We start from the raw sequence: 24,178 nt of genomic DNA, 5'->3' as shown, positions 1-24,178 counted from the left end.
TATTACTACAAGCCTCTGGCTTCTGCCATTTCCCAATCTTTCACTATCTTGGTACTGGTCCATAAGAACACCGCGATTGATATCGCATAGGGCACGACCAAGTAAAGGAGTGCTTGTCTCAAAGCTTCTGTCTCGCCAAGTGACGGAACCAGTGATTGACTAATTATACCAGTCAGTGTGGGCCCGCCGCCCAATGCAATAATGTTCAAAACAAAGAAGAACAGTGCCGTCGACATAGCCCTAACATTAATTGGTGCAAGCGTTTGTGCCATCGCAAAACTCGGCCCTAAATAAGAGCCACTCGTAAATAGCAACAATGCCATAAGTCCTACCGACAACCATAAGTCTTGCACCTGTAATGATGCATACAATGCAGGAACCCCAATAATAAGGGCAATAGCTGGTAATAGAGCATACGCTTTCTTGTTATGCTTACCCCATCTGTCAGCAATGTAGCCGCCAAGCCACACGCCCAGTGCGTAGGCTGTTCCGTTTATGATGCCAAATACAATAAGCAGTTGTGTAATATCTAACCCTGCAAACGCGCGCACGTAGTAATCGATAACCCAAGTCGATATCGCATAGTTACCGAACGAGCCAAACGATATGCCAAGCGCCATTCCCCACCATGTTGGAATTTTCAGCAGCATTCTCAAAGATGACTTTACACTTGGCTTGTTAGCTTCATCGCCCGTTGGAGCTGAGACCGTTCTTGCAGGCTCTTTAACCGTAAGCTTTAGCAAGATAGCAAGCAACACTCCGGGTATACCAACACTGTACATTACCGTGCGCCAATCGGCTGAACCGCCCTGTAGAAAAAATGCTGAGGCAAAAAACGCAAGCATTACACCAAACGGAATACCTAAAGAATATATTGCCAGTGCGCCAGCGCGTTTTTCTTTAGGGAAAAGATCGGAAATAATGCTGTGTGACGGTGGACTTCCCCCTGCCTCGCCAATCCCCACACCGATACGTGCAATAGCCAGTTGCATATAGTTTGCCGCTAAACCAGACGCAGCAGTAAAGCCACTCCAGAGCGTTAGAGAAATAGCGATAATATTCACTCGGCTGTAACGGTCGGCGAGCCAAGCGATTGGAATGCCCATCACCGTGTATAGAAGCGCGAAATATATGCCTTTAAGCCATCCGAGTTGAGCGTCATCTAATCCCAAGTCAGCTTTTATAAAAGGCGACAATATCCCAATAATTTGCCTATCAATAAAGTTAAAAGCGTATACCAAGGTTAATATGAATAGAACGTAATTGCGGTAACTTCTAGATGCTCCAGCTTCACTTGCTGGAATACCTTCAACGTGCGTATGGGCCATAACAGTCCTTTTAAGTGACGATAACCCCAGTCTACGCACTAGGTAAAAAAATAAACAACTAATTGTTACTTATTTGTTAACATAACGAAAATTTCTAACAGAGGCTTTTCGTTCTATAGCGCTTAAGGTAGGATGACACTCACCCAACTCATCAGACCAGATGCACAGCTATGACAGTAGATGAATTACTCAATATTCCCCAATTATCACAAACATCGGAAAACACTTGGAAGGTTGATGGGCTCGTTATTCCTAAAACCTGGGGACAAGGAAGAACCGCGTTTGGCGGCATCTCTGCCGGCATGTTGTACACGGCAGTAAAGCAACAAGTTACTGATAACCGCGTTTTACGCTCGTTTACTACAAATTTTGTCGGTCCTCTATCTCTTGAATCGCCCTTTTCTATCGAAGTTACCCTTTTAAGAACAGGTAAAAACGTCTCACAATACACTGCACATGCCATTCAAGACGGCAAAAGCTGTGTTTTCTCACAGGCTTGCTTTGGCGTGGCGAGAGCTTCAGGTATAAGCGTTGAGAATACAGAAAAGCACGATATGCCTTTGCCTAGCAAAGCAAAATTCATCCCGCAGATACCAAAAGTAACACCGAAGTTCTTGCGCTACTTTGACTTAGCTATTGAAGATGGTGGTATACCATTTACCCGACGAAAAACCAGTCATTACCACGGTTTCATGCGATTTAAGCAAGCGCCAGAGGCCATAACTGATGCACACATCATCACCATGATAGATGCATGGCCGCCCACGCTTTTACAAATGATGAAATTGCCAGCTCCTGCAAGCACCGTGAGCTGGAATTTAGAATTCATTCATCCACATAAGCCGGTAAGCCCCACGGATTGGTTTGGTTACAAAGCGCATACCAGGCAGGCAGCAGATGGTTATGGCCATACAGAGGCGACAATTTGGGACAAAGATAACGAAGTCATTGCAATTAGCAGACAAACCGTAGCGATTTTCGATTAATCGCTACGGCAATGGCTTTTGTCTAAGCTGTAAAGCCTAGTAAAGCATAAACGCGTTGGGGTTAAACAGTGAGATAACAGATATACATTGCAAATTGGTTATATCTAGCGCGTCTTCCAAATCTTCACGTTCGAGCGATAACGCTTCGTGAAGTTCAGGCTTTAAGTTGTGATAGCTTGGGTAGATTTCCGGATTTACGTTATCTAACGCCAACACATAAGACAGTTGAAGAATTGACTCTTCTATACCCGTTACCGCGTCTTCGCCTTTATGAATGCTGGCAATAGGCAAGTAAATCGAGCTTGGGATACCCCACTTTTCTATAAGTCTTGCAGACAGCTCTGTGTAAGTGAACCCTAAAACGCCAAATTGAAGCTCAGCAGGGCTTACACGGGTATTGAATGCCTGACAACGAGTAGCCGACTCGGGCATGACCGAAACCGTTATCAGTTCTCCAATGTTGTGCAGCAATCCTGATACGAAAAGACGCTCCGGCTCACGAATACTGCGCATGTCGGCAAAATACTTCGCAAGCAGTCCGCAGGAAACGCTCTGTTCCCAGAATTTGTCTAGGTCTATAGATTGACCGTCGACATCACTAAATGCCTGGCTTACACCATACGCAAGAGCGAGGTCGTAGGTAGAGCGTGTACCCACGACCTGAATGGCTTTTGTTACCGTATCTATTTTATTAGGAAACCGATAAAGCGCCGAATTTGCCACCCTCAGTAATTGCGTGGCCAATGACGGGTCGAAAGCAATAATGTCACCGATATCGTCAATACTTGAAGCTTCATCATCCATACAAGCTTTAAGTCGCGTTACCGAATCAGGTAATACAAAGAGGTCTTCCGCTTTCGAAACTAATTCATCTAAATTCATTCGTGCACTCTCTTCAATGCAGCCTTTATAATCATCGTGTTAAGGCACCTCCATTCGCCTTACTCATGTAAGGTATAGGCGGTAAAACCTAGGAGGTCAATTATTTTCACCTAGTAAAAAAGTATGATTTCTTTACTAATCAGAAAGTTAAAAAAACGTAATTGAATCATTTTTCATTACTACTTATTGGCTAGTATAAGCGGTTTGTTCAAATTTGAGCATTATCAATTAAGCCAATACCGTAGACTGAAAAAACATGTTGGCGTTTCCCAACCCGCACGGAAACTCAGGCATTATAACGAGCCGCATATTAATACCTAACCAAAATACGATTTTTAAGAAAAACTTAGGGTAACTACCTACAAGAATTAGAATTTCTAAGGAGTACATCTTTAAAGTAATGACGATTGCAATTTTGTGGTAGCATCTCGTATGAAATAACAGTGCTGTACCTCCTAGTTCTTTACGTAAAAGTTGTAATATTTTCCATGTTAAATGTTGTCGTCATTGGTTATGTATGGCCCGAGCCAAACTCCTCTGCTGCTGGGCAGAACATGCTGTCTATTATCGAACGTTGCTTAGTGGCTAATTTCAACGTGACGTTTTTAACATCAGCCACCGATAGTGAACATAAAGCAGATCTTGAAGCAATCGGCGTAAGCGTGAAGCCCGTAGCGTTAAACTGCAGCTCGTTTAATACCCTTTTAGAGCAAATATTGCCTGATGTCGTCATCTTCGACCGCTACATGACAGAGGAGCAGTTTTCTTGGCGTGTAAAAGAGGTTTGCCCTAATGCTCTTCGAATTCTTAATACCGAAGACCTTCACAGCCTCCGCCAAGCAAGACACGACGCGGTAAAGCAGCACGGTGACGCACGTCTGGGGCAACTTAATACCGAACTAGCACAGCGGGAAGTCGCTGCCATCATACGAAGTGATCTCACCTTAGTGATTTCAAAACGAGAAATGGCATTGTTGAAAGAACATTACGCAATACCAGAGTCCCAGCTTCAGTATCATCCGCTTGCAGTTGGGAGGTCTATTGCCCCTACTCCATCGTTTAAGGAACGTTCGCACTTCGTTCATATTGGCAACTTCCGTCACGCGCCAAACTGGGATGCGGTGTTACAGCTAAAGCAACACCTTTGGCCTTCAATCAAAAAAGCGTTACCCCGTGCCGAGCTGCATATATACGGCGCTTACCCACCGAAAAAAGCGACACAGCTTCACAACGAGAAACAAGGTTTTTTGGTAAAAGGATGGGCAAAAGATGTTGAAACGGTAATGGCAAACGCTAAGGTGCTGATAGCCCCATTGCGATTTGGCGCAGGAATAAAAGGAAAATTACTTGATGCGATGCGCTGTGCTACGCCAAGTATTACAACCTGGATAGGTGCAGAAGGTATTATTTCAAGTGATCAAATTTTAGACACTGATGAAAGCGCAGATACTAGGCTGTGGCCCGGTGCTCTTTGCAGCACGCGCACATCTGAATTGAACGCAGTGCAGGACTATGTTGATAAAGCCATCGCCCTCTATAACGATGAAAACAGTTGGACTTTGGCGAGTATAATGAGCAAGAGCGTGCTTACTTCATTTGAAAACAAGCAGCCAGATGTGCCATTCATCGAAAGGATGTGTAACTTACAGCAAACCCTAGGCAAGCACAGAAGCAGTTTGTTTATGCAAAGTTTGTTGTGGCATCAAACGCTTACTGCGAGTAAATATATGAGCCAATGGATTGAAGCAAAGAACAAGTGAGTCGGAAAGTAAAGGAGGCACCTGCTGGCTTAGCGCCTAAATGCCCTTCAACCGAGAGATAACAGACTTGATCCCATTTCCGCGCGACTGACTAAGGTAACGCCCTAGTTGACAGCGAGACAAATAATCTTCGAAATCGAAATTACGACGCTCCTCGTCGGTCAATGCATTGGCCTTTTCTAGTAATACAGCAAGCACACCGCGAATAACTTTGCTGGGCGAATATGCCATTAAGCTACTTTGTTCCGTGAGATAAGCCAACCACACAGGGCTTTCGCACCCATCAACGGCAGTGTCGGAAGTGCGTTCATCTATAGGGAGAGGCGTTAAAGACTTGCCCGCTAGCATAAGCGTGCGCGTAAAATCATCCCATCCCTTTGAATTGGCAAGTGAAGAAGCAAGAGGAAGCAAGGTGTCATCCGTACTCATTTGCTAAACGCCCAGCTTAATTACCGCTTAGTTCAGAAGCCAAATCTTCTGCAGTCATTACAAGGTTTTCAACGTCACTGGTAGTTGGAAACATAACCAACTCCACACCGTTTTTGGTAAGGCCTGGCAACCAAGTTTGTGCAAACTCGTCAAGTGATACACTCACACACTGACCTTCAATGTCGTTTATTTCCACAAACTTTTGCGCCAAATCGCGATGAGGAAAAACGGGTAACTGAACACTATCACCACCTTCGAACATTACAAAACCTTCAGTACCCTGTACCATCCAAACTTCGTTTGCTTTTGCAATATAGCTAACAACAAGTTCTTGACGGTCTTCCGCATTTAATTTCATGGCTTGTTCGATGACAGCATCGCTTAACTTGTCGGCAGTTGTTTCTGGGAACACGTTTATTCACCTATCTTAAAATTTGCGGCAAGTATACCCTCCCCAGCACAAGGCGCAATGTAATAGTCACCAAAATACTTCTTATAAAGGCACCCACCTTAACCACACGCTCATAAAAAGTTTCTCTAAAATTTAAACGGCTATTCAATTCCCTACCCCTTACACTGACACCCATGCTAAAGTTGTTCACCATCACGAAACGTTTAAACGCAAAGATCTGTACCTCATGCGAAACCTATTTACTGCTCTAAAGCAAGACACTCACGTCAACCACAGTATTTTGGAAAATACGTTTCCTTTTTCCATCTATCACAACGACAATGTATTTGATGACACCGCCTATCTCGCTATTTTGAAGATAATGACATTGTTCCATCAAGCGACTGCTGACGCCGTTCAGCAAGCACAGAGCAGTGCGCCTATTCTTTCCAAAGTCTCCAGTATGATAAATAGCAACGCAGTTCTAAGCGCTCTGAATACAGACATTCAGACGCTTTGTGTTGACTCCCATGCAAAGACATCTGAGGCCTTATCATTACAATCGTCTAATCAAGGCACCCACTCAGAGGGTCTGTTAATTCCAAGCTGCAATTCGTCGACTAGCCAAGCCATTGCAGCGATTTACGTATGGTTGGGTTCCTCAATGGGCGCAAATATCATCGTAAGAAGATTAAACGCGATGGAGCAAAACGTACCCACGAATTACTATCAGGCCATGGCAGGTTGCGCGAAAGCATGGGTGTCTTTCAAACAAGAAGTTGAATCTCTTCTACCTGAGCTCGCCAAAAACGAAGAAGGCTTTGTAGAAGATATAGTTGAGGATGCAAATGCTTGGTTTGAGCATTTGATTTCACTCGCTGACGTTGTAAAAGGAGAGATGAGGCTTAAGGTAGACGCATTGATATAGAGTTAAGCGAGTTATCACCTTCAAAAGGCTTTACGATTCAATAACGCCCTTCAATAGGGCCTTTTAGCCTATCTTCAGTCTAACATTGCCTGCGGTTAGGCTGATGCCCCCCAGTTTTTATAACCACTCAACTTTAAAGCTATAAATAAACTTAATTTAGTCTATCGGCTGAATGCATTATTATAACGTCAGTTCATCGTTAAGCGGTCGCTTAGTTTCTGGTAAACTTAAACTAACCTAGAAACAACATTAATATAAAACATGAAAGTAATCTCATTTAATATAAACGGTATCCGTGCTCGCCTCCATCAGCTTCAAGCGGTTATTGATGCCCACCAACCAGACATTATTGGTTTGCAGGAAATTAAAGTTCACAACGAGCAATTTCCCGTTGAAGCAGTAGAGGCCATGGGCTATCACGTTTATTTTCACGGCCAGAAAAGCCATTATGGCGTTGCATTTTTAGCGAAGAAAGAGCCTGCTTCTGTGGCAATGGGCTTCCCAACCGATGATGAAGACGCCCAGCGCAGAATGATTATATTAAAAACCACTGATGAAGCTGGAGAGCCAGTGACGGTTCTTAATGGTTACTTTCCTCAAGGCGAGAATGAAAAGCACGAGACAAAGTACCCCGCCAAACGTAAGTTTTACAAAGACTTAATGACCTACTTAAATGATAACCATACGCCAGACGAAAACGTGATTGTGATGGGTGATGTGAACATTTCTCATACAGATTTAGACATCGGTATTGGAGAGGGAAACAAAAAACGCTGGCTGAGAACAGGTAAGTGTAGCTTCCTACCAGAAGAGCGCGAATGGTTGAATACACTCATAGACTGGGGCTTCGAAGATAGCTTTCGAACGCTTAATCCAGAAACTAATGACAAGTTTTCGTGGTTTGACTATCGCTCGAAAGGTTTCAACGACAATCGCGGCCTGCGTATAGACCTGATACTTGCCACCAAACCTTTGCACGCCAGCCTTCATGACGCAGGCATCGATTATGAGTTAAGGGGCATTGAAAAGCCGTCTGACCACGCCCCCATTTGGGCTGAATATAAGAAGTAGTTGGTCGATTGCGAATAAAAGCAGCGCCGATAGAGGAGTAACAGTGAGTTCATTACAGTTGTTTGCATGGCTGATTTATGGCGCATTTTGTTTGGGCGCAGTGAAGCATATCGACTTTACTTACTTTACGCGAAACAAGCAGCAACAACACCTCATCTTCGGCACTGCTGCTTGTTTATTTGTGCTGTGGTTGTTTAAAGCGGGAATTTTTGAAGGCCTAGATGTGCATTTTCTTGGCCTTTCCGTACTCACATTGATGTTAGGTTTTAGAAACGCCATCATTGCTTCATTTATCGCGCTTTTAGGGGCAAACGTAGCGGGCTATGGAACGTGGGAGAATTTTGGGGTCAACGGTCTATTAGGCACTATCCTCCCTATAGGCATCACGTACCTTTTCTATATGCTGTCGTTTCACCGCATACCTCGACAGCTTTTTGTCTACATATTCCTGTGTGCATTCTTTCCTGCCGCCCTTTCAATTGCACTAAAAACACTCTCGTTAGGTGCCTTCTACTACATTGAGGGTACGTACACGTGGGACATTGTTTTTGATAACTATATTTTACTTATCCCGCTATTGGTGTTTCCAGAAGCACTACTCAACGGCATGGCTATTACCCTTCTTGTCATATACCAACCTACGTGGGTGTACACCTTTCACGACAAATTTTATCTAGACAATTAAACAGTTTATCGTCTCTTTTCATTTCACTTTTGAAACTTTTTAAACTAATGGTTAATAAGGTTATCCTGAATTCAATCTACTATTAAAGAGTGTGTTTGATTGGTGGGCTGATATGAAAATTCAGACATTTGCATTGAAGTGCAATGATATAGAAAGCTTAACTTCGGAAATGACGTCTGTATTAGACAATGAGAAGCCTTCATTACTCATAGGTTATGGCAATACCGATTTTCCTTTAGAAGCACTTCCATCAATAATAGGCGTCTCGACACTCCCCTTTTTCATTTCTAGCTCTTGCTTAGGCGCTTTGCTTTGCGACGATAAAACGGTATCCGCCAAATGCGACTTAGCGCTGTTTTGCATCAATGACGATAGTGGCGCTTACGGTGTAGGCAGTGCTGATGTATCTGAGTACGGCCCGTTTGAGGCAGGAGCAACAGCGTTGCAGCAAGCGCTAGCAAGTGCCGAAAGGCCTTACGAAAGCCCTGCACTTATTTGGTGTGCGCTCCCCCCAGGTAATGAAGAACTGATACTAGAAGGGTTTGCCAGCGTTGTAGGAGCAAAAGTTCCTATCTTTGGTGGCTCCATGGCAGACAATACGGTTGAAGGCAACTGGCGTACGATCACAAAAACATCAGCGGGACCTGAAACCATTGCGGTAGCCGTTTTATATCCTTCAACACCGCTTGGCTCAAGTTATAGTTCTGGTTATAAACCTACCGATACTGTGCTAAGAACCACAAAAGCCCAGGGGCGGCAAATACAACAACTTAATAATGAACAAGCGAGTATCGCCTACAATCAAGCAACGAAAGGTTTAATCTCACACCAGCTTGACGGTGGACAAATCTTGGGGCTAACTTCTTCAGCACCATTAGGCAGGCCAGTAGAGTTGGACAATAGCGCTGTAAATTACCTTCTTTGCCACCCCGACTCTGTTGAACATGGTGCGTTAAATGTTTTTTCTGAAGTAAAGGAAGGCGAAGACCTTGTGTTGATGGAGGGAAGCATCTCTAGCCTCACCTCACGCGCCGAGCGCGTTATTAATAACGCGATCATGCTATTACCTGAAAACAAGAAGCCAATTGGCGTATTGATGATTTACTGTGCAGGGTGCCGGTTGATGGTCGGCGCTGAAATAAATTCGATGCTGGAGTCATTACAAAAACGATTCTCATCATTACCCATTTGCGGGCCATTTACTTTTGGCGAACAAGGGCGATTCTTAGACGGTATGAACAGGCATGGCAACCTAATGATTTCAGCAGTAGTGTTTTCTCGATGAATAAAGATTACGAAAATGTTTTAGAAGATCTAGCGCTTGTTTACCGCTTAAAACAGCAAGCTGAAGCGCATAAAAAAGAAAGCGACGCTTTACTTGAAGGTACGCGAGTACTCCTTACCGCTGAGGATGAAGCAGATCTTTACAAGAAAATGTTTAGCGTTTTTAAAGGGCTTTATAACTATGAAGTATGCTTTGTCTTAGAGAATGAAAGTGCAGGTAAAATGAGGTGTATTAATAGCACTAATGACGCTTTGTTAAATACTATATGGAAAATAGACGACACGCTTTCCCGTGCCGTGAAAAGTGAACCCGTAGCTTTGTTCAACATTCAACAGCAGCCAACGTGGCAACAGCACATCTCCTTATTTGAAACCCCTGTTACATCTGTACTTTATTGCCCATTTAAAGTGCACCAACAACAGGCCGTTATTGTTTTCTGCCATCAATCATTGGGTTACTACACCCAAGAATATGTCGATATGGCAAATAGATACCGAACTTTCACTGAACAGATGGCTATGGGGATGCAGGCAAAGTTAATGGCGTTAGAAACCGTCAGGTTGAAAGAAGAAAAAGCTAGGGTAGAAAAAAGTCTAATCGATTCTGAAAAAATGGCTTCGCTTGGTTTGCTAGCCGCAGGCGTTGCTCATGAAATTAACAACCCCATTGCATTTATTAACAGCAATATTCATTTCCTTAGAAACGTACTGCCTGCACTATCACAAATGCAGGAAATCGTATTGAAACTGGCGTCTAGCTCTAGCTCTGAAGAAAGAGCAGAGGTTGCCGAAGCAGCAATATTGTGGAAATCGCACAATAAAATTGATTCACTCAGTGACGAAATCGCTGATATTTGTGGGGAGTCCGAAGAAGGTTTAAACAGAGTAACCGACATTATAACAAGCCTTCGTTCTTTCTCACATGATGCAGATATCCCTGATGACGAAACCATCAATGTGAACGATTGCATTGCGCATGCCCTGAGGCTCGTAAACAGTGAGTTAAAGCACCGCATAAAAATACAGCAGCACCTGAATGACGTAGCTTTCATCAAAGGTAAGACAGGTAAGCTAAACCAGGTTCTGGTTAATCTTTTTGTCAACGCCGCGCAAGCAATGGAGGATGGAGACAAGCTTACGATTTCTTCATATGAAGAAGGCAACAATACCGTTATTACGGTAAAAGATACGGGATGTGGCATCGAAAAACATGCGCTTCAAAAGCTTTTTGAGCCTTTTTACACCACCAAACCTACGGGAAAAGGGACTGGACTGGGCCTGTATATTTCTTTTTCTATTGTAGAAGCCATGGGGGGCACTATTGCCGTTGATAGCGAAGTTAACGTTGGTACCACTTTTACACTTTCTTTCCCGTCAACGAACGCCAATAAAAAAACCGCACCTTCGTGCGGTTTAGATACGTTTGATAGCGATTCTTGATAGCTGCAAGCGCTATATAGCAGCTACTTTTGGAACAAAATATCCATAACGTCAGACAGCTCGCCTTTGCCTTCGCGAATTTCTTCTTCTGACAAACCTGCTATTTCATGAGGGAACACAAGCCACTCGTCACTTTCATTAACGTAGTAATCTGGCACGATATCAGTAGTGTTGTTTTGAGGCTTGTACCATGGACATGCAATGCGAATATCTTTTGGCATGTTTAGGCGCATAAGCTTATTAATTTGCTTGATAAGTGCGTCAACACTTCGGCCTGAATCGAAAACATCGTCAACAATCAATAGCTTGTCGTCAGCATTGGCATTTTCAACCAAGTAATGCAACCCATGAACACGGATTTCTTTCGACTGTTTATTGATTCCATAGTAAGACGATGTACGTACTGCGATGTGGTCGGTTGACGTATTCTTGAATTCGAAGAACTCTTGAACTGCGATACCAATTGGAGCACCACCACGCCAAATACCAATAATAAAGTCAGGGCGGAATCCGTCTTCATACACCTTTGCCGCTAAGCGAAAGGAATCCTGTAGAAGCGATTGCGAGGTGATAAAATTCTTGTTCATGACGTCTCACTGGGCAAAGTTTAAAAGACCGCGAGTATAGTGAATTTCGCGGCCTTTTGCACGGTAAATTCAACTATTTATTCGTTTTGAAGTGCTTGTGATGGTGCTATTTTCATCGCTTTGCGTGCAGGATAAACACTGGCTAAAACGCATAACAATAAAGACAATAATGTGATGCTTATTATTTGCACTACATCCATGTCAATTGGCAAGCCGCTACCGTCTGCGGCAAGCGCTAATGGCGATCCTATCGCGTCCAAGATATTGTTGAGATTTAGCGTAATAATTACACCTAAAAGCAGACCAATACCCGCACCTTTCACCCCGTTAAACAAACCATTTAAGACAAATATCCACATTACTGAACTCGGCAACATGCCCTGAGTTTGAAGTACCGCAATATCGCCCTGCTTTTCGGTAACTACCATTACCAGTGCCGACACTATGTTAAACGCCGCCACCGCAATTATAAGCAGCAGCATAAGCGTCATCATGTTCTTTTCCATTTTCACCGCGTCAAATAATGGCCCCTGACGCTCACGCCACGTTATAATATTGTTTGCAGAGACACCCACCCTATCAACTAATTCATCAACCACCGCTTGGTAGTTAAACGCATCATTTAAAAACAACCGAAGCGATTGTTCGCCTCCTTTAGGGTCACGCATTAGGCGATTCACATCGGCAAGGTTCATGTACATCACCTTATCATCCATCTGTGAGCCCATATCGAAGACACCCACCACTGTAACAAGCCGTTGACTAGGCATTCTTCCCAATGGGGTATACACACTGGCGCCAGCAACCATAACTCGCAAGCGGTCGCCAACGCGCGCTTCAAGCTTAATGGCAAGAGAGCGCCCAATTATGGCGGCGAAGCTCCCTTCCGTTAAATCGTTAAATCGACCTTGTTCCATATGATTTGCAACCAAAGTATGCTCAATCATCACATCGGGTTGAACGCCGTGAACCTGCACGCCGCGAAGGTCTGAGCGAGATTGCACAACTGCCTCTGCCTCTCTGTAACCCATGGTGGTCACAACATCTTCCATGGGTGTCATGCTAATTTCCTCTATAGCTAAAAGCTTCGAGTTGGACGTTTTTTGAGTGGGTGTCTTGCTTACTGCCCTATTGCCATCCTTGTTCGTATTCATCGTAGAGGTGGGTGTCTCTGTAATTTCTGACTTTCGAGTTGTTGAGGTGGGTGTCTCTGTAACGTCGTTTTGAATGGGTGTCTTGTTAAGGTTTTCTGTTGCGATGGGTGTCTTTGTAATTTCGATATGAGGGACTATGCCTAGTATGCGCTGTTTTAGCTGGCCTTCTAGGCCGTTCATCACTGATACGACAATGATAAGTGCCATTAGACCTAATGCGATGCCCGCCACTGAAAATCGGTTGATAAATGAGACAAAACTGGTTTGGCTTGCTTTGTTAGACTTGGCATAACGATAAGCAATGAATGCAGAAAGAGGATAAAACATAGCGCCTTGCTTTTCAGTAATACGGTAATCTGCCTTACATTTAGCTATGCTTAATGAATAAAAAATTCAGATAAGTAGCCCAAAGGCGAGATGACGGGTTAACCCCAAAATAGTAAAGTGGGTATACTACGTGGTCGGTATACTACTTATAAGTTACTAACTGCACAAGAATTAGTGGCAGAGGAATAATGTGAGCGAACTAAGCCTAGAACAAAAAAAAGCCCAATTCGATGAGTACTTTTCTATCGCACACAGTATTAATGCAAACGTGCGCCCATTAGCCAATGATGAAAAAGTACCTGATGAAGAAAACCTTGAAGAGTCGATGCCCTATGCATTTCGCATTGCCAGTGAAATGGCTGCCCTAGAAGCACAAGCAATCCGCCCTTTGAGAAACTTGGGCGATCACGCTGAAACCTTGGCCGAATACCTTAATCATCAGTCCCGTAAAATTGACCTGATGATGTCGTTTGTATTGCACCAGCAAGACGAACCAGAATATCGCTTCAAAACGGTGAAACTTGGCGGCGGTGGCGTTATTATCGAATCGAGTGATCCACTAGAAATAGGCACACACGCTGAACTTAAACTTTTCCTAGATGCCGAAGCCGCAGCAATCTTTTGTTTTGGCGAAGTAATTACTTGCGAGCAAGTTGAAGACAGTTACCATATCGCCTTTATTTTTAATACCATTCGAGAGCAAGACCAAGAGCTTTTGGTTCGAGCCAGTTTGCATATTCAAACGCAACAACTAAGAAAACGGGCGAAAGAAAAAAAGGCGGGATCTGAATAACCCCCAAAAACAGTATATAAGCCGTAAAACTTTTCTTGCACTTAAAAACAGGACGTCATGACAGCCACTTTATTATCGCTACCATTACCTGCGCCTAAAAAAGAAGCCTCATCACAAGATCACAAACAATGGGGCCAACTTCAAGGCAGCAGCGCTGCGCTCTGCATTAGCCAAGCCCTCAGCCAGTATAAAGGCCCTATTGTGTTAATCACTGCCGATACGCCATCGGCAATGAAGCTTGAAAAAGAAATAGCGTTTTTCTTAAGCGATGATCAAAAGAATACGCCCATTACTTTATTCCCAGATTGGGAAACACTGCCCTACGATTCGTTTTCGCCTCATCAAGACATTGTTTCTCAGCGATTAGAAACCCTGTTCCGCTTTACGCAACAAGGCGATGGCATATTCATTGTGCCTGTTAACACGCTAATGCAGCGCCTTGCCCCTACCGACTATTTAGCAAAATACCTATTGATGCTAAATAAGGGCGATACATTAGATAGAGATCAATTTAGGCGCAACCTAGAGCAAGCTGGCTACCTACACGTAAGCCAGGTGATGAGCCACAGCGAGTTCTCAGTACGCGGCAGCATTATCGACCTGTTCCCAATGGGAAGCGACCAGCCGTTTCGAATAGACTTATTCGACGATGAAATCGACTCTATTCGCTATTTCGATACGGAAAGCCAACGCTCAGGCGAAGCGGTAAACAAAATTCGCTTACTACCGGCTCGTGAGTTCCCAACAGATAAAGAAGCAATCACCCTTTTCCGCCAGCAGTTTTTAGAAAAGTTCGACGCAAACAATGCATCTGAAAGCGTATTTTCTCAGGTAAGCAAGGGCACTATGCCAAGCGGTGTGGAGTATTACCTCCCCCTTTTCTTCGAAAAAACCGCTACGCTTTTTGACTACCTTCACCCAAAAAGCCTGCTATTACTTCACGGCGACGTGCAAGACGCTAGCGAATTTTTTTGGGCCGACGTGCAAGAACGCTACGAACAATACCGCTACAACCTAGCCCGCCCATTGCTTGCGCCAGATGAGCTATTTTTACCTATTAACGAGTTATTCGGTGCTATTAAACAGTGGCCTAGAGCATCTCTTTCCAGCAAGATACTTGAAGAAAAACAAGGTTCTAGCAACCTTCAGTGTGAAAAGCTTGATGACATTGCGATTAACTCGCAGAAAAAAGTACCTGCTGAACGACTTATTAAAACCGTAAATCACGCCACTGACAACGGGGCTAAAGTACTGTTTTGTGCTGAAACCCAAGGCAGACGAGAAGGTTTGCTTACAGTACTTGCCAAAGCGGGCATTAAGCCAAATATAGTCGATAGCTTTAGTGATTTTATTGCAAGCCACGACAACATTGGTATTACCGTAGGTATGGTTGATAACAGCTTCCGCTGGCAAACCCAGGAAGGCGAGCTGTTATTTATTACGGAAACAGAGTTACTAGGCCAAAAAGTAAGCCAGCGCCGTCTGCGCGATAAGCGCACGGCCACCGATGAGAGCGCGATTATTCGCAACCTAGCCGAGCTCTCTATTGGGCAACCGGTCGTGCATTTAGACCATGGCGTTGGCCGTTACCTAGGGCTACAAACACTCGATGCGGGCGGTGTAGCAACCGAATACTTGTGTATTGAGTACGCCAAACAATCAAAATTGTACGTACCCGTTGCCTCACTTCACTTGATTTCGCGCTACACGGGCGGAGACGCAGATAGCGCACCAGTAAGTGCTTTAGGTTCTGACGCCTGGACGAAAGCCAAGCAAAAAGCCGCTGAAAAAGTCCGTGATGTGGCTGCCGAACTGCTTGATGTATATGCCCGCCGCGCTGCTAAGCCCGGTTTCGCTTACAATATAAATTGGGATGACTACCAAGCGTTTTCAGACAGTTTCCCATTTGAAGAAACGCCTGATCAGGCTCAAGCCATTGCTGCGGTTATGCACGATATGGGCAGTCCTTCAGCGATGGACCGCTTAGTATGCGGCGACGTAGGCTTTGGTAAGACAGAAGTTGCTATGCGCGCAGCCTTCCTTGCCGCTAATGCTGGTAAACAGGTGGCCATATTAGTGCCTACCACCCTGCTTGCGCAGCAACACTATGAGAACTTTAAAGACCGTTTCGCGGCATGGCCGTTTGAAATTGAAGTCATGAGCCGATTTGTAAGCGGCAAAGCGCAAAAGGCTGTGGTTGAGCGTATTGGCGAAGGTAAAGTTGATATCGTGGTAGGCACACATAAGTTGCTATCTAGCGATATCAAGTACAAAGACTTAGGCCTTGTGATCATCGACGAAGAACACCGCTTTGGTGTGCGTCAAAAAGAAAAGCTTAAATCGTTACGTGCAGATGTTGATATTCTCACCCTTACAGCAACGCCTATTCCTCGTACGCTAAACATGGCGTTATCAGGCATGCGCGACTTATCTATTATCGCTACAGCGCCTGCCCGCCGTTTATCAATTAAAACCTTTGTACAGCAGCGTAACAAAGCCGTTATTCGCGAGGCCATCATGCGCGAAATTTTACGTGGTGGTCAGGTTTATTTCCTTCACAATGAAGTGGAAAGCATTGCTCGAACCGTGGAAGAAATAGCCGAAATTGTTCCTGAAGCACGCATTGCAATGGGGCACGGTCAAATGCGCGAGCGCGAACTGGAAGGCGTAATGAGCGACTTCTACCACCAGCGCTACAATGTACTGGTTTGTACCACTATCATCGAAACCGGTATCGACGTACCAAGCGCAAACACCATTATTATGGACAGGGCCGATCATTTAGGCTTAGCGCAGCTGCACCAGCTTCGCGGCCGAGTGGGTCGTTCGCATCACCAAGCCTACGCTTACCTGCTAACACCGCATCCAAAGCGTATGACCAAAGATGCAGTGAAACGCTTAGAAGCTATATCTCAACTTGAAGATTTAGGTGCTGGTTTCGCCCTTGCCACTCACGACTTGGAAATTCGTGGTGCCGGTGAGCTTTTAGGTGACGACCAGTCAGGGCAAATCGCCAGCATTGGTTTTAGTTTGTACATGGACATGCTTGATAAGGCCGTTAACGCACTTAAAGAAGGTCGAGAGCCGTCACTAGATGATGCAACGTCAGGCCATACCGAAGTCGAATTACGTATTCCAGCCCTGTTGCCTGAAGATTATATTGCCGACGTGAATACTCGCCTATCGCTATATAAGCGCCTAGCAAGCTGCACGACGCAAGACGATATTGATGAGTTTCAGGTAGAATGTATTGACCGCTTTGGTCTATTGCCAGAGCCTGCTAGAAACTTGATAGAAGTGGCTGAAATTAAAATAAAAGCCCAAGCCTTAGGCATTCTAAAAGTAGACTTGTCGGCCCAAGGCGGTACCATAGAGTTTAAAGAAACCACTAAGGTCAACCCAGGCTATATTATTAGCCTTGTGCAAACCAAACCGAATACCTTTAAGTTTGAAGGAAGCCAAAAACTACGTTTGGTGAAGAAGACCGAAACAGCTAAAGAGCGCATCGCGTTTATTAGCGATATTATTGCCGATTTTGCAAAGGAGTCGCGATAACATGAAGTTATCTCGCTGGTGCCCGTTAGTCGCATCAATTAGCGCCGTATTGCTAACAACATTTTCAACCACGGCCCACGCCAATGACAATTGGTGGTTTGATGTGGAAGTGATCGCGTTTAAGCGCAATATGGCGCTTACTGAGTTAGAAGAGCAGTTTTTATTGGCTGACGACCTGTCAACTCCTCGCGCACAGGCAGACATCATCAGCGACGTTATTGCGCCAGATATTAGCTATTTGAAGCAAGGCTTAGCCGTTTGTGGCGCAGATGTTTCGATAAAATGGCCAAACGAGACCCTTTTTGATATTCCTTCAAAAGACATTGATTTCTTGTTGCATCCTATTGTCAACAGCGCACAGCAAGATAGCGCTCAAGGGTATATTCCAAACAGTACTCAAGACACTGCACAGTATGGTGATAAGACTGATGTTTCATACTCTGACGATACCGGCAGCGACACTAATGCTTCAAGCCATGCGGAAACGGCCTCTTCAGCTGCGTTTAACGTAGGCACGCAAAGTAACGAAGGTTTCAATACCAGCCAAGATAACCAGCCTTATTCATCGAAGGGTTTTGCAAGCGATGCAGGTTATTCAAATGAATACACTGATATAAGTGACGCGCCAGATGCAGCAACTATCGCAAGCTACTGGACATGGTTCTTTGGGGTAAAAGAAACCAAGCCTGTTAGTGTTCCCAAATTTAAATATTGTGAAGAAGAAAAACCTTGGCTCAGCGCAGAAGTTACCACTGTACTAAGCGTTATGGCATCAACAGAGAGTGACGTAACCAACAAGGCACTAGCAAACGGTACCTCAGACCAAACACCCTCAATTCAGTCTGCACTGAAACCAGCTATTGTATGGAAGGTTAACAAGCCTGACAACAGACTGCCCGCTCCTGCGAGCCTCCCCATTGTTATTGAAGGGCACGACTGGCCTCTAGCTTCAAAAGCGCACCTACTTACCAGTGAGCAACAGGCGTTATCGTCTATATCCCGCCAAATACGTTCAAATCGAGATTTAGAGCGCCTGTTTCATGCAACTTGGCGCCAGCCTGTAATGTTTGGCAAAAACAAGGCCTTTAACGTTCGCCTATACGGCGGTCAAAACTACGCGCAGCGGTTTGACTTAAATGGCGACATGCGGGCGCAACAAACTAGCGCAGTGCTTGTTGGCTCGACCAATAGCAAGGCGGAATTTGGCTATGACGCAACCGCAGATTTGAATAACAGTGAAAGCAATCAAAATGCGCTTAGTATAAGTGAGGTAGGCTCCCCGCTTGCCGAAAGGACTGCAGACAACAGACTCGCAGTTAAAGCAAGTGTGTCAACGGCTCGAAATGCCAGTAAACTTGTGCCCACTACAGATATTTTTGCAGACCTAGACCGTCGCTTATCGAACCCACAAGCTATCGATTATGAAGCCTTGAAAGCACTGGATACGGCCATGATTGTGGAGCAAGATCAAGACGACGCAACAAATGCATCGTTAAGAACCCCTATTTGGGAAATTGACGGCACCATAAAAGTCTTTCTTAAATACATTAACCGCGTGCCCTATCTGCACATAGATGGTGAAATGTTTTATCGCCAGCCTGTACCACTAAGCTATTTCAGTAATGAAGCAATTAGCAGTACTGCGAACGGTCAAGCAACGCCGACTGAGTATAAATTGGTTTCAGTTCCGCTAGCCGAGCAACGTCGAGTAATAAGTACTCAGCTACACTATTTCGACCACCCTCTATTTGGCTTTGTGGTACAAATTCGCCGTTACAATCGACCAGATGTCAGCGAGTAGCGCTTTGCGCGCTCGCTTAAGCTTGGACGTTTTCTACGTTGCAAAGTTTTCTAGCTGCTAGTTTTCAGCATCAAGTTATGGCAACGGATAGAAACAGCAAAAGATTTAGTTAAGAGAAAAAGGTTTTATGAAGATTTACACTCGCACTGGCGATAAAGGCAGCACCCAAATTTATGCTGACAAAGCCGTACGTGTTGATAAAGACGATTTGGTAGTGCAAAGCTACGGCGACATGGACGAACTTAATAGCCATATTGGTTTACTAGCGGCCTATGTTGCTGAGCAGCATAAGCCTATGCTGCACGATATTCAGCGTAACCTGTTCCAAGCTGGCTTCGCTATCTCTGCAAGTTCCACACTTAAACATGCCGACGTTGAAAGCTTAGAAAACCAGATAGACAGTTTAACTAATCAAATGCCGCCTAACACTTCATTTGTGCTGCCCGGAGGATGTAAAGCTGCCGCGCAGGCACATGTCTGTCGTGCTGTATGTCGCCGTGCTGAACGCGCGGTTATCAGCCTTTCTAAACACTACGACGTACCCGAAGTGGTACACGCGTATTTGAACCGTTTAAGCGATTTCCTATTCACATTTGCGCGCTTAATGAATGTTGAAGCCGGGGAAGACGAAACTAAGGTGTAAAGTGCCGGTATCGGTATCGACTTACCAATGATGCGCCCAGAGAAACAGGCAGCCTTAAAATCAGCGATAAAACAGGCAAACGTACACCGAGATAACTTGCTTGCATAAACGAAGAATAAAACGGTAGGCATAACACCTACCGTTCGTTCAGACGCTTTACCAATTCAACCGCACTGTCGTATTTATCTTTAAGACCTGCGGGCATAACCCGCCCATAAAGCGCCATAACACGCTCTTGCTTCTGTGAATCGACCTCATTTAAGCGAGAAAAGCGTGTTTCTAATCCATCCAGAATACTCTCAGCCCCTTCAGGGTTATTGCAAGCAAGTACCATGTCACAACCAGCATCGAGCGCAGCTTCAGCACGCTCTAAGTAGCTTCCCGCGACGCTCGCACCATGCATAGACAAATCATCAGAAAACATAGCGCCACCAAAGCTCAAGTCGCGCTTAAGCACATCTTGCAGCCATTTCGGTGAAAAACCTGCCGGCTTATCGCACACCTTGTTATAAATAACATGGGCAGGCATAACACCATCTAGCATTGCGCGCTCAATTAAGCGTTCAAACACCACCATATCTGTACTGCGAATCTCATCGAAGTCTCGCTCATCAACCGGAAGCGCTACATGAGAATCGGGAGCCACGCTGCCGTGACCCGGAAAGTGTTTCCCAATAGCTGGCATATTTACGGCTTTCAAGCCTTGAACAAGATGCGTTGCCAGGCGTATGACTTCATTTGCGTTATCTGCAAATGCCCTATCGCCAATGACTTGTGATACACCGTTTATATCAAGCACAGGTGCAAAACTAAAATCGATATCTAAGGTTTTAAGTTCATGTGCCAGCACTAAACCACATGCTTTAGCATACGCAGCGCTTTCATCTTTATGCTCAGACTGCCTTAAAATATCACCCATTGCAGGTACTGCAGTAAAACCCTCGCGAAAGCGCTGAACGCGGCCCCCTTCGTGATCGACCGCTATTAACACTGGCCGTTTTGCATAGCGTCTTATATCTTTAACCAGCGCAAAAAGCTGGTGTTTATCATGATAGTTACGGCTAAATAAAATTACGCCCCCTACCACTGGGTGTGCTAACTTTTCCTTTTCTTCAGGCGCAAGTTCTTCAGCCTGACAGTCCAACATTAATGGCCCCACAGTACCGCCTTAGTATGTGTCATAAAACATCACTTCAATTTTGCTAATTCTGTGGTTAGGATAGAGAAAAATAGGGAGTTTTACACGTGATAAATTGGTTCAAGTGGTTGGTTTTAAGTGTTTTAACACTGCTTTTATTAGCGGCTTTGGGGCTTTATATGTCCCTTCGCCTAAGTTTGCCTGCGCTCGATGGGAATAGCACTACTTATCACGTAAACGCCCCTACCAAATTAAGCCGCGACAGCTTAGGTCACGCCGTTATTAAAGCCGACGATATTTTTGATGCTGCCTACGCTCTGGGCTTTGCTCACGCCCAAGACCGCATTTTTCAAATGGACCTTCAGCGCCGCGCCGCGTCGGGTGGTTTGTCGCGGTGGGTAGGCGACGTGGCACTTGATATCGATAAAAAAGCTCGCTTTCACCAATTTGAAAAACGAGCAAAAGCCGTGTTTGATCATCTTCCCTCTAAACAACAAGAGCTTTTGGTTCGCTATGCGCACGGTGTTAATGACGCTCTGTCGGAATTCACCCTGCCGCCGTTTGAGTACGTAGCTGCTGGCGTTGACATAGAACAGTGGCAACCCACCGACAGCATTCTAGTTATTTACAGCATGTATTTAGACTTACAAGGTACGCAGGTAGAAATTGATTTAGCGAGAGAAGCTTTACTCACCACGTTTGGGAACGATATTTATAGTTTTATTACGCAGCCAAGTAACTATCAAGCAGCATTAGATGCTAGCGAAATTCCCTTGCTCGAGGCCGAGATCCCACCCTACCCCGTTTCCCTTCGCTCTACTAGCAACAAACAAAATAACGAAAGCAACCAAAGCACTGAAGAAATTGCTGATGCCCCTACCGCAACTACGGCGAGCTACAGGGATAACAACAACACAGCGATTGCTCGTGCTCAATATAACGGCACAGAGCTTCCTGACATCGGCAGCAATAACTGGGCGGTTACCGGGAGTCACACCGCTACCGGCGCTGGCCTTTTAGCGAACGATATGCATTTAGGCTTGCGTGTACCTATCATTTGGTATCGCGCCCAGCTTAACTACCAAGAATCGGGTAACGATGTGCAGGTAACAGGCGTGTCTTTGCCTGGTATTCCGGGCGTAGTAGTAGGCACGAACGGTCATATCGCGTGGGGTTTCACTAACGCAAATCTAGATAATGTGGACTGGATTGAATTAGAGGAAACAACGCCTACCAACACGGTAACAGAGCGTATTCCCCTACCCGATGGCGAACATGAATTCACATTTGAAGTAAGCAAATACGGCCCGGTAAAAGAACTCAACGGCAAACGCTACGCGCTGAACTGGGTTGCGCACCATCCTTTTGCGGCTAATTTGGGTATTATCAATTTTGGTACCGTAAAAAGTGTTCAAGCGGCAGTAAGAACAGGCCAGCGCATCGCCATCCCTACTCAGAACCTGGTTATTGTTGATGAAAACGGCAGTGCTGCGTGGCTACCTGGCGGCGCTGTGATGGATAGGCAACAAGCATCGTTCACGGCCATACAAGAACAAAGCGCACTAAACACACCGCCACAACGGGCAGCAAAGCTTCCCATGGTAGTAAACCCAGAAACGGGAAGAATATGGACAGCGAATGCCAGAGTTATATCGGCCGAAGATTTTAAAGTATGGGGCGACGGTGGCTATGCCCTTGGTGCCCGCGGGCAACAAATAAGAGACAGGCTTTTCGAAAAAGACACCTTCAGTGAAACCGACTTTTACGCTATTCAGCTAGATAATCACGCTCGCTTCCTAATTCCATGGCAACATCTATTGTACGGCTTGTTAAATATGCAAGACATTGAGTTCAAACCAGACCTTGCTTATCTAAACACTTGGAAAGAGTGCGCGTGTGAAGACTCGGTTGGCTACACCTTAGTCAAGCATTTTAGGCGCGAGGTAATACAAACTCTTTTTGGTGGGATGCTTTCACACTTAGACCAACAAGATGTAAACAGCCGCACGTTGCTTAGAGGCATTGAACCAGCCACCTGGCAGCTTATTCATAGCCAGCCAGACTCTTGGCTGCCCGCCGACACTGAAAGTTTTGACGAGTTATTAGTAGATGCTTACAGACGCGCCAAACACAAATTATTAGATAAGTATTCCCCAGTAGAGGCTGACATGGAAACCTTAGCCTGGGGTAAGGTCAACGCTTTATCAGTAGAGCACCCTTTCGCTAGCCAAATTCCTCTAGTAGGAAGCATGTTGAATATGCAGCAAGTAGAAGGCTTTGGCGATACCTATATGCCTGCAGTTCAAGCGCCTAGCTTTGGTGCATCGGAACGATTCTTTGTGAGCCCTGGTCATTTAGAAGATGCCATTTTAACCTTACCTGGTGGGCAGAGCGGACACCCGCTGTCAGATTTTTTTACAGCAGGTTTCAACGACTATGCCACCCATGCGGCAACGCCTCTACTACCGAGCGAACCTATACACAGTCGAACATTCTATAAAAAAGAGGCTGAATGACACCTGCAATCACACTACTTACCAAAAAGCGTATAGCCCACAAGGTATTAAAGTATGACCACGATGCAAACTCAGCATCCTACGGGCTAGAAGCGGTTGAAAAGCTAAACCTAGACGCGAATACCGTATTTAAAACCTTAGTGGTGAGTACAAATTCCAAAACACTGGCTGTTGCTGTAGTACCCGTTAACACCAAGCTAAGCGAAAAGAAAATGGCAAAAGCATTAGGTGTAAAAAAGGTAGAAATGGCACAGGCAAACGCGGTAATGGTTGCCACGGGGTATGTGTTAGGTGGAGTAAGCCCGTTGGGCCAGAAAAAACGGTTAGCCAGCGTAATTCATAAAAGCGCTGAAAGCCTTACTACTATGCACGTGAGTGCCGGGAAACGAGGGTTAGAAGTGGCCCTAGCCCCTGCCGATTTAGCTTCGCTAACAAGCGCTAAATTTGCAGATATTTCGGTAAGTTAACTTAGCGCAATTT

At 45.1% G+C, this 24,178-nt stretch carries 20 protein-coding genes; 13 read left to right on the top strand and 7 right to left on the bottom strand.

From position 1 onward, the window contains the following. Positions 1–5 precede the first annotated feature (5 nt). Complete coding sequence (locus ACXAGV_RS07625) at positions 6–1,328, bottom strand: spinster family MFS transporter (protein WP_474872733.1); 1,323 nt, start codon at positions 1,326–1,328, stop codon at positions 6–8. A 170-nt stretch (positions 1,329–1,498) separates the two neighbouring features. Here ACXAGV_RS07625 and ACXAGV_RS07620 point away from each other — a divergent pair, with 170 nt between their 5' ends. Continuing rightward, positions 1,499–2,314: an acyl-CoA thioesterase gene (locus ACXAGV_RS07620; RefSeq protein ID WP_474872732.1), complete on the top strand. Its 816-nt coding sequence runs from the start codon at positions 1,499–1,501 to the stop codon at positions 2,312–2,314. Between the two features lie 36 nt (positions 2,315–2,350). Here ACXAGV_RS07620 and ACXAGV_RS07615 read toward each other — a convergent pair whose 3' ends face one another. Then, positions 2,351–3,196: an HDOD domain-containing protein gene (locus tag ACXAGV_RS07615; protein WP_474872731.1), complete on the bottom strand. Its 846-nt coding sequence runs from the start codon at positions 3,194–3,196 to the stop codon at positions 2,351–2,353. Between the two features lie 488 nt (positions 3,197–3,684). Here ACXAGV_RS07615 and ACXAGV_RS07610 point away from each other — a divergent pair, with 488 nt between their 5' ends. Then, positions 3,685–4,956 (top strand): glycosyltransferase, encoded by a 1,272-nt coding sequence (locus ACXAGV_RS07610; RefSeq protein WP_474872730.1) that lies wholly within the window; start codon positions 3,685–3,687, stop codon positions 4,954–4,956. 36 nt (positions 4,957–4,992) lie between these two features. On the opposite strand, the gene ACXAGV_RS07605 is transcribed toward ACXAGV_RS07610, so the two are convergent. Both ACXAGV_RS07605 and ACXAGV_RS07600 read right to left on the bottom strand, forming a co-directional pair. Next, positions 4,993–5,385 carry a SufE family protein gene (locus tag ACXAGV_RS07605; protein WP_474872729.1) on the bottom strand — a complete coding sequence of 131 codons (393 nt, stop codon included), beginning with the start codon at positions 5,383–5,385 and terminating at the stop codon, positions 4,993–4,995. 16 nt (positions 5,386–5,401) lie between these two features. Then, a complete protein-coding gene (locus tag ACXAGV_RS07600) occupies positions 5,402–5,797 on the bottom strand; it encodes a DUF2750 domain-containing protein (RefSeq protein WP_474872728.1) in 396 nt (131 codons plus the stop codon). Between the two features lie 226 nt (positions 5,798–6,023). Between ACXAGV_RS07600 and ACXAGV_RS07595 the strand changes: the two genes are divergently transcribed. The 5 genes from ACXAGV_RS07595 (at position 6,024) to ACXAGV_RS07575 (ending at position 11,184) form a co-directional block, all read left to right on the top strand. Beyond that, positions 6,024–6,704 (top strand): biliverdin-producing heme oxygenase, encoded by a 681-nt coding sequence (locus ACXAGV_RS07595; protein WP_474872727.1) that lies wholly within the window; start codon positions 6,024–6,026, stop codon positions 6,702–6,704. Between the two features lie 261 nt (positions 6,705–6,965). Further along, positions 6,966–7,775 carry an exodeoxyribonuclease III gene (xthA, locus tag ACXAGV_RS07590; protein ID WP_474872726.1) on the top strand — a complete coding sequence of 270 codons (810 nt, stop codon included), beginning with the start codon at positions 6,966–6,968 and terminating at the stop codon, positions 7,773–7,775. 43 nt (positions 7,776–7,818) lie between these two features. Beyond that, the gene (locus ACXAGV_RS07585; RefSeq protein ID WP_474872725.1) at positions 7,819–8,460 is read left to right on the top strand and encodes an energy-coupling factor ABC transporter permease; all 642 of its coding nucleotides are present in this window, start codon (positions 7,819–7,821) and stop codon (positions 8,458–8,460) included. Between the two features lie 112 nt (positions 8,461–8,572). Next, positions 8,573–9,745 (top strand): FIST signal transduction protein, encoded by a 1,173-nt coding sequence (locus ACXAGV_RS07580; RefSeq protein WP_474872724.1) that lies wholly within the window; start codon positions 8,573–8,575, stop codon positions 9,743–9,745. Beyond that, positions 9,742–11,184, top strand: a complete 1,443-nt coding sequence (locus ACXAGV_RS07575; protein ID WP_474872723.1) for an ATP-binding protein — start codon at positions 9,742–9,744, stop codon at positions 11,182–11,184. The genes ACXAGV_RS07580 and ACXAGV_RS07575 overlap by 4 nt, the downstream gene beginning before the upstream one ends. 23 nt (positions 11,185–11,207) lie before the next feature. Here ACXAGV_RS07575 and ACXAGV_RS07570 read toward each other — a convergent pair whose 3' ends face one another. Then, positions 11,208–11,771, bottom strand: coding sequence for a phosphoribosyltransferase (locus ACXAGV_RS07570; RefSeq protein ID WP_474872722.1), 564 nt, complete (start codon positions 11,769–11,771; stop codon positions 11,208–11,210). Positions 11,772–11,848: 77 nt separating this feature from the next. Next, entirely contained in the window at positions 11,849–13,252 is a 1,404-nt protein-coding gene (locus tag ACXAGV_RS07565) for an FtsX-like permease family protein (protein ID WP_474872721.1), read from the bottom strand. A gap of 190 nt (positions 13,253–13,442) precedes the next feature. Between ACXAGV_RS07565 and ACXAGV_RS07560 the strand changes: the two genes are divergently transcribed. The 4 genes from ACXAGV_RS07560 to ACXAGV_RS07545 all read left to right on the top strand — a co-directional run bounded on the left by ACXAGV_RS07560 (position 13,443) and on the right by ACXAGV_RS07545 (position 20,044). Further along, entirely contained in the window at positions 13,443–14,045 is a 603-nt protein-coding gene (locus ACXAGV_RS07560; RefSeq protein WP_474872720.1) for a PilZ domain-containing protein, read from the top strand. Between the two features lie 57 nt (positions 14,046–14,102). Next, entirely contained in the window at positions 14,103–17,600 is a 3,498-nt protein-coding gene (gene mfd / locus ACXAGV_RS07555) for a transcription-repair coupling factor (protein ID WP_474872719.1), read from the top strand. A gap of 1 nt (position 17,601) precedes the next feature. Beyond that, positions 17,602–19,401 carry a CsiV family protein gene (locus ACXAGV_RS07550; RefSeq protein ID WP_474872718.1) on the top strand — a complete coding sequence of 600 codons (1,800 nt, stop codon included), beginning with the start codon at positions 17,602–17,604 and terminating at the stop codon, positions 19,399–19,401. A gap of 127 nt (positions 19,402–19,528) precedes the next feature. Next, entirely contained in the window at positions 19,529–20,044 is a 516-nt protein-coding gene (locus tag ACXAGV_RS07545; RefSeq protein ID WP_474872717.1) for a cob(I)yrinic acid a,c-diamide adenosyltransferase, read from the top strand. 136 nt (positions 20,045–20,180) lie between these two features. Here ACXAGV_RS07545 and nagZ read toward each other — a convergent pair whose 3' ends face one another. Further along, on the bottom strand, positions 20,181–21,191 hold the full coding sequence (gene nagZ / locus ACXAGV_RS07540; RefSeq protein ID WP_474872920.1) for a beta-N-acetylhexosaminidase: 1,011 nt from the start codon (positions 21,189–21,191) through the stop codon (positions 20,181–20,183). 98 nt (positions 21,192–21,289) lie between these two features. Between nagZ and ACXAGV_RS07535 the strand changes: the two genes are divergently transcribed. Further along, positions 21,290–23,698: a penicillin acylase family protein gene (locus ACXAGV_RS07535; protein ID WP_474872716.1), complete on the top strand. Its 2,409-nt coding sequence runs from the start codon at positions 21,290–21,292 to the stop codon at positions 23,696–23,698. Further along, positions 23,695–24,165: a Cys-tRNA(Pro) deacylase gene (ybaK, locus tag ACXAGV_RS07530; protein ID WP_474872715.1), complete on the top strand. Its 471-nt coding sequence runs from the start codon at positions 23,695–23,697 to the stop codon at positions 24,163–24,165. The genes ACXAGV_RS07535 and ybaK overlap by 4 nt, the downstream gene beginning before the upstream one ends. The last annotated feature ends 13 nt before the right edge of the window (positions 24,166–24,178 follow it).

The organism is Alteromonas sp. ABH4_453 (assembly GCF_056160665.1).
This window is presented reverse-complemented; position numbering and strand designations above follow the sequence as displayed.

Excerpts from the sequence above, each read along its gene's own strand:
- ACXAGV_RS07580 (WP_474872724.1), top strand. The coding sequence starts at position 8,573 with ATGAAAATTCAGACATTTGCATTGAAGTGCAATGATATAGAAAGCTTA.
- ACXAGV_RS07625 (WP_474872733.1), bottom strand. The coding sequence starts at position 1,328 with ATGGCCCATACGCACGTTGAAGGTATTCCAGCAAGTGAAGCTGGAGCA.
- ACXAGV_RS07605 (WP_474872729.1), bottom strand. The coding sequence starts at position 5,385 with ATGAGTACGGATGACACCTTGCTTCCTCTTGCTTCTTCACTTGCCAAT.
- ACXAGV_RS07545 (WP_474872717.1), top strand. The coding sequence starts at position 19,529 with ATGAAGATTTACACTCGCACTGGCGATAAAGGCAGCACCCAAATTTAT.
- ACXAGV_RS07550 (WP_474872718.1), top strand. The coding sequence starts at position 17,602 with ATGAAGTTATCTCGCTGGTGCCCGTTAGTCGCATCAATTAGCGCCGTA.
- ACXAGV_RS07565 (WP_474872721.1), bottom strand. The coding sequence starts at position 13,252 with ATGTTTTATCCTCTTTCTGCATTCATTGCTTATCGTTATGCCAAGTCT.
- ACXAGV_RS07615 (WP_474872731.1), bottom strand. The coding sequence starts at position 3,196 with ATGAATTTAGATGAATTAGTTTCGAAAGCGGAAGACCTCTTTGTATTA.
- ACXAGV_RS07620 (WP_474872732.1), top strand. The coding sequence starts at position 1,499 with ATGACAGTAGATGAATTACTCAATATTCCCCAATTATCACAAACATCG.
- mfd (WP_474872719.1), top strand. The coding sequence starts at position 14,103 with ATGACAGCCACTTTATTATCGCTACCATTACCTGCGCCTAAAAAAGAA.
- ACXAGV_RS07595 (WP_474872727.1), top strand. The coding sequence starts at position 6,024 with ATGCGAAACCTATTTACTGCTCTAAAGCAAGACACTCACGTCAACCAC.
- ACXAGV_RS07570 (WP_474872722.1), bottom strand. The coding sequence starts at position 11,771 with ATGAACAAGAATTTTATCACCTCGCAATCGCTTCTACAGGATTCCTTT.
- ybaK (WP_474872715.1), top strand. The coding sequence starts at position 23,695 with ATGACACCTGCAATCACACTACTTACCAAAAAGCGTATAGCCCACAAG.
- ACXAGV_RS07610 (WP_474872730.1), top strand. The coding sequence starts at position 3,685 with ATGTTAAATGTTGTCGTCATTGGTTATGTATGGCCCGAGCCAAACTCC.
- ACXAGV_RS07575 (WP_474872723.1), top strand. The coding sequence starts at position 9,742 with ATGAATAAAGATTACGAAAATGTTTTAGAAGATCTAGCGCTTGTTTAC.
- nagZ (WP_474872920.1), bottom strand. The coding sequence starts at position 21,191 with ATGTTGGACTGTCAGGCTGAAGAACTTGCGCCTGAAGAAAAGGAAAAG.
- xthA (WP_474872726.1), top strand. The coding sequence starts at position 6,966 with ATGAAAGTAATCTCATTTAATATAAACGGTATCCGTGCTCGCCTCCAT.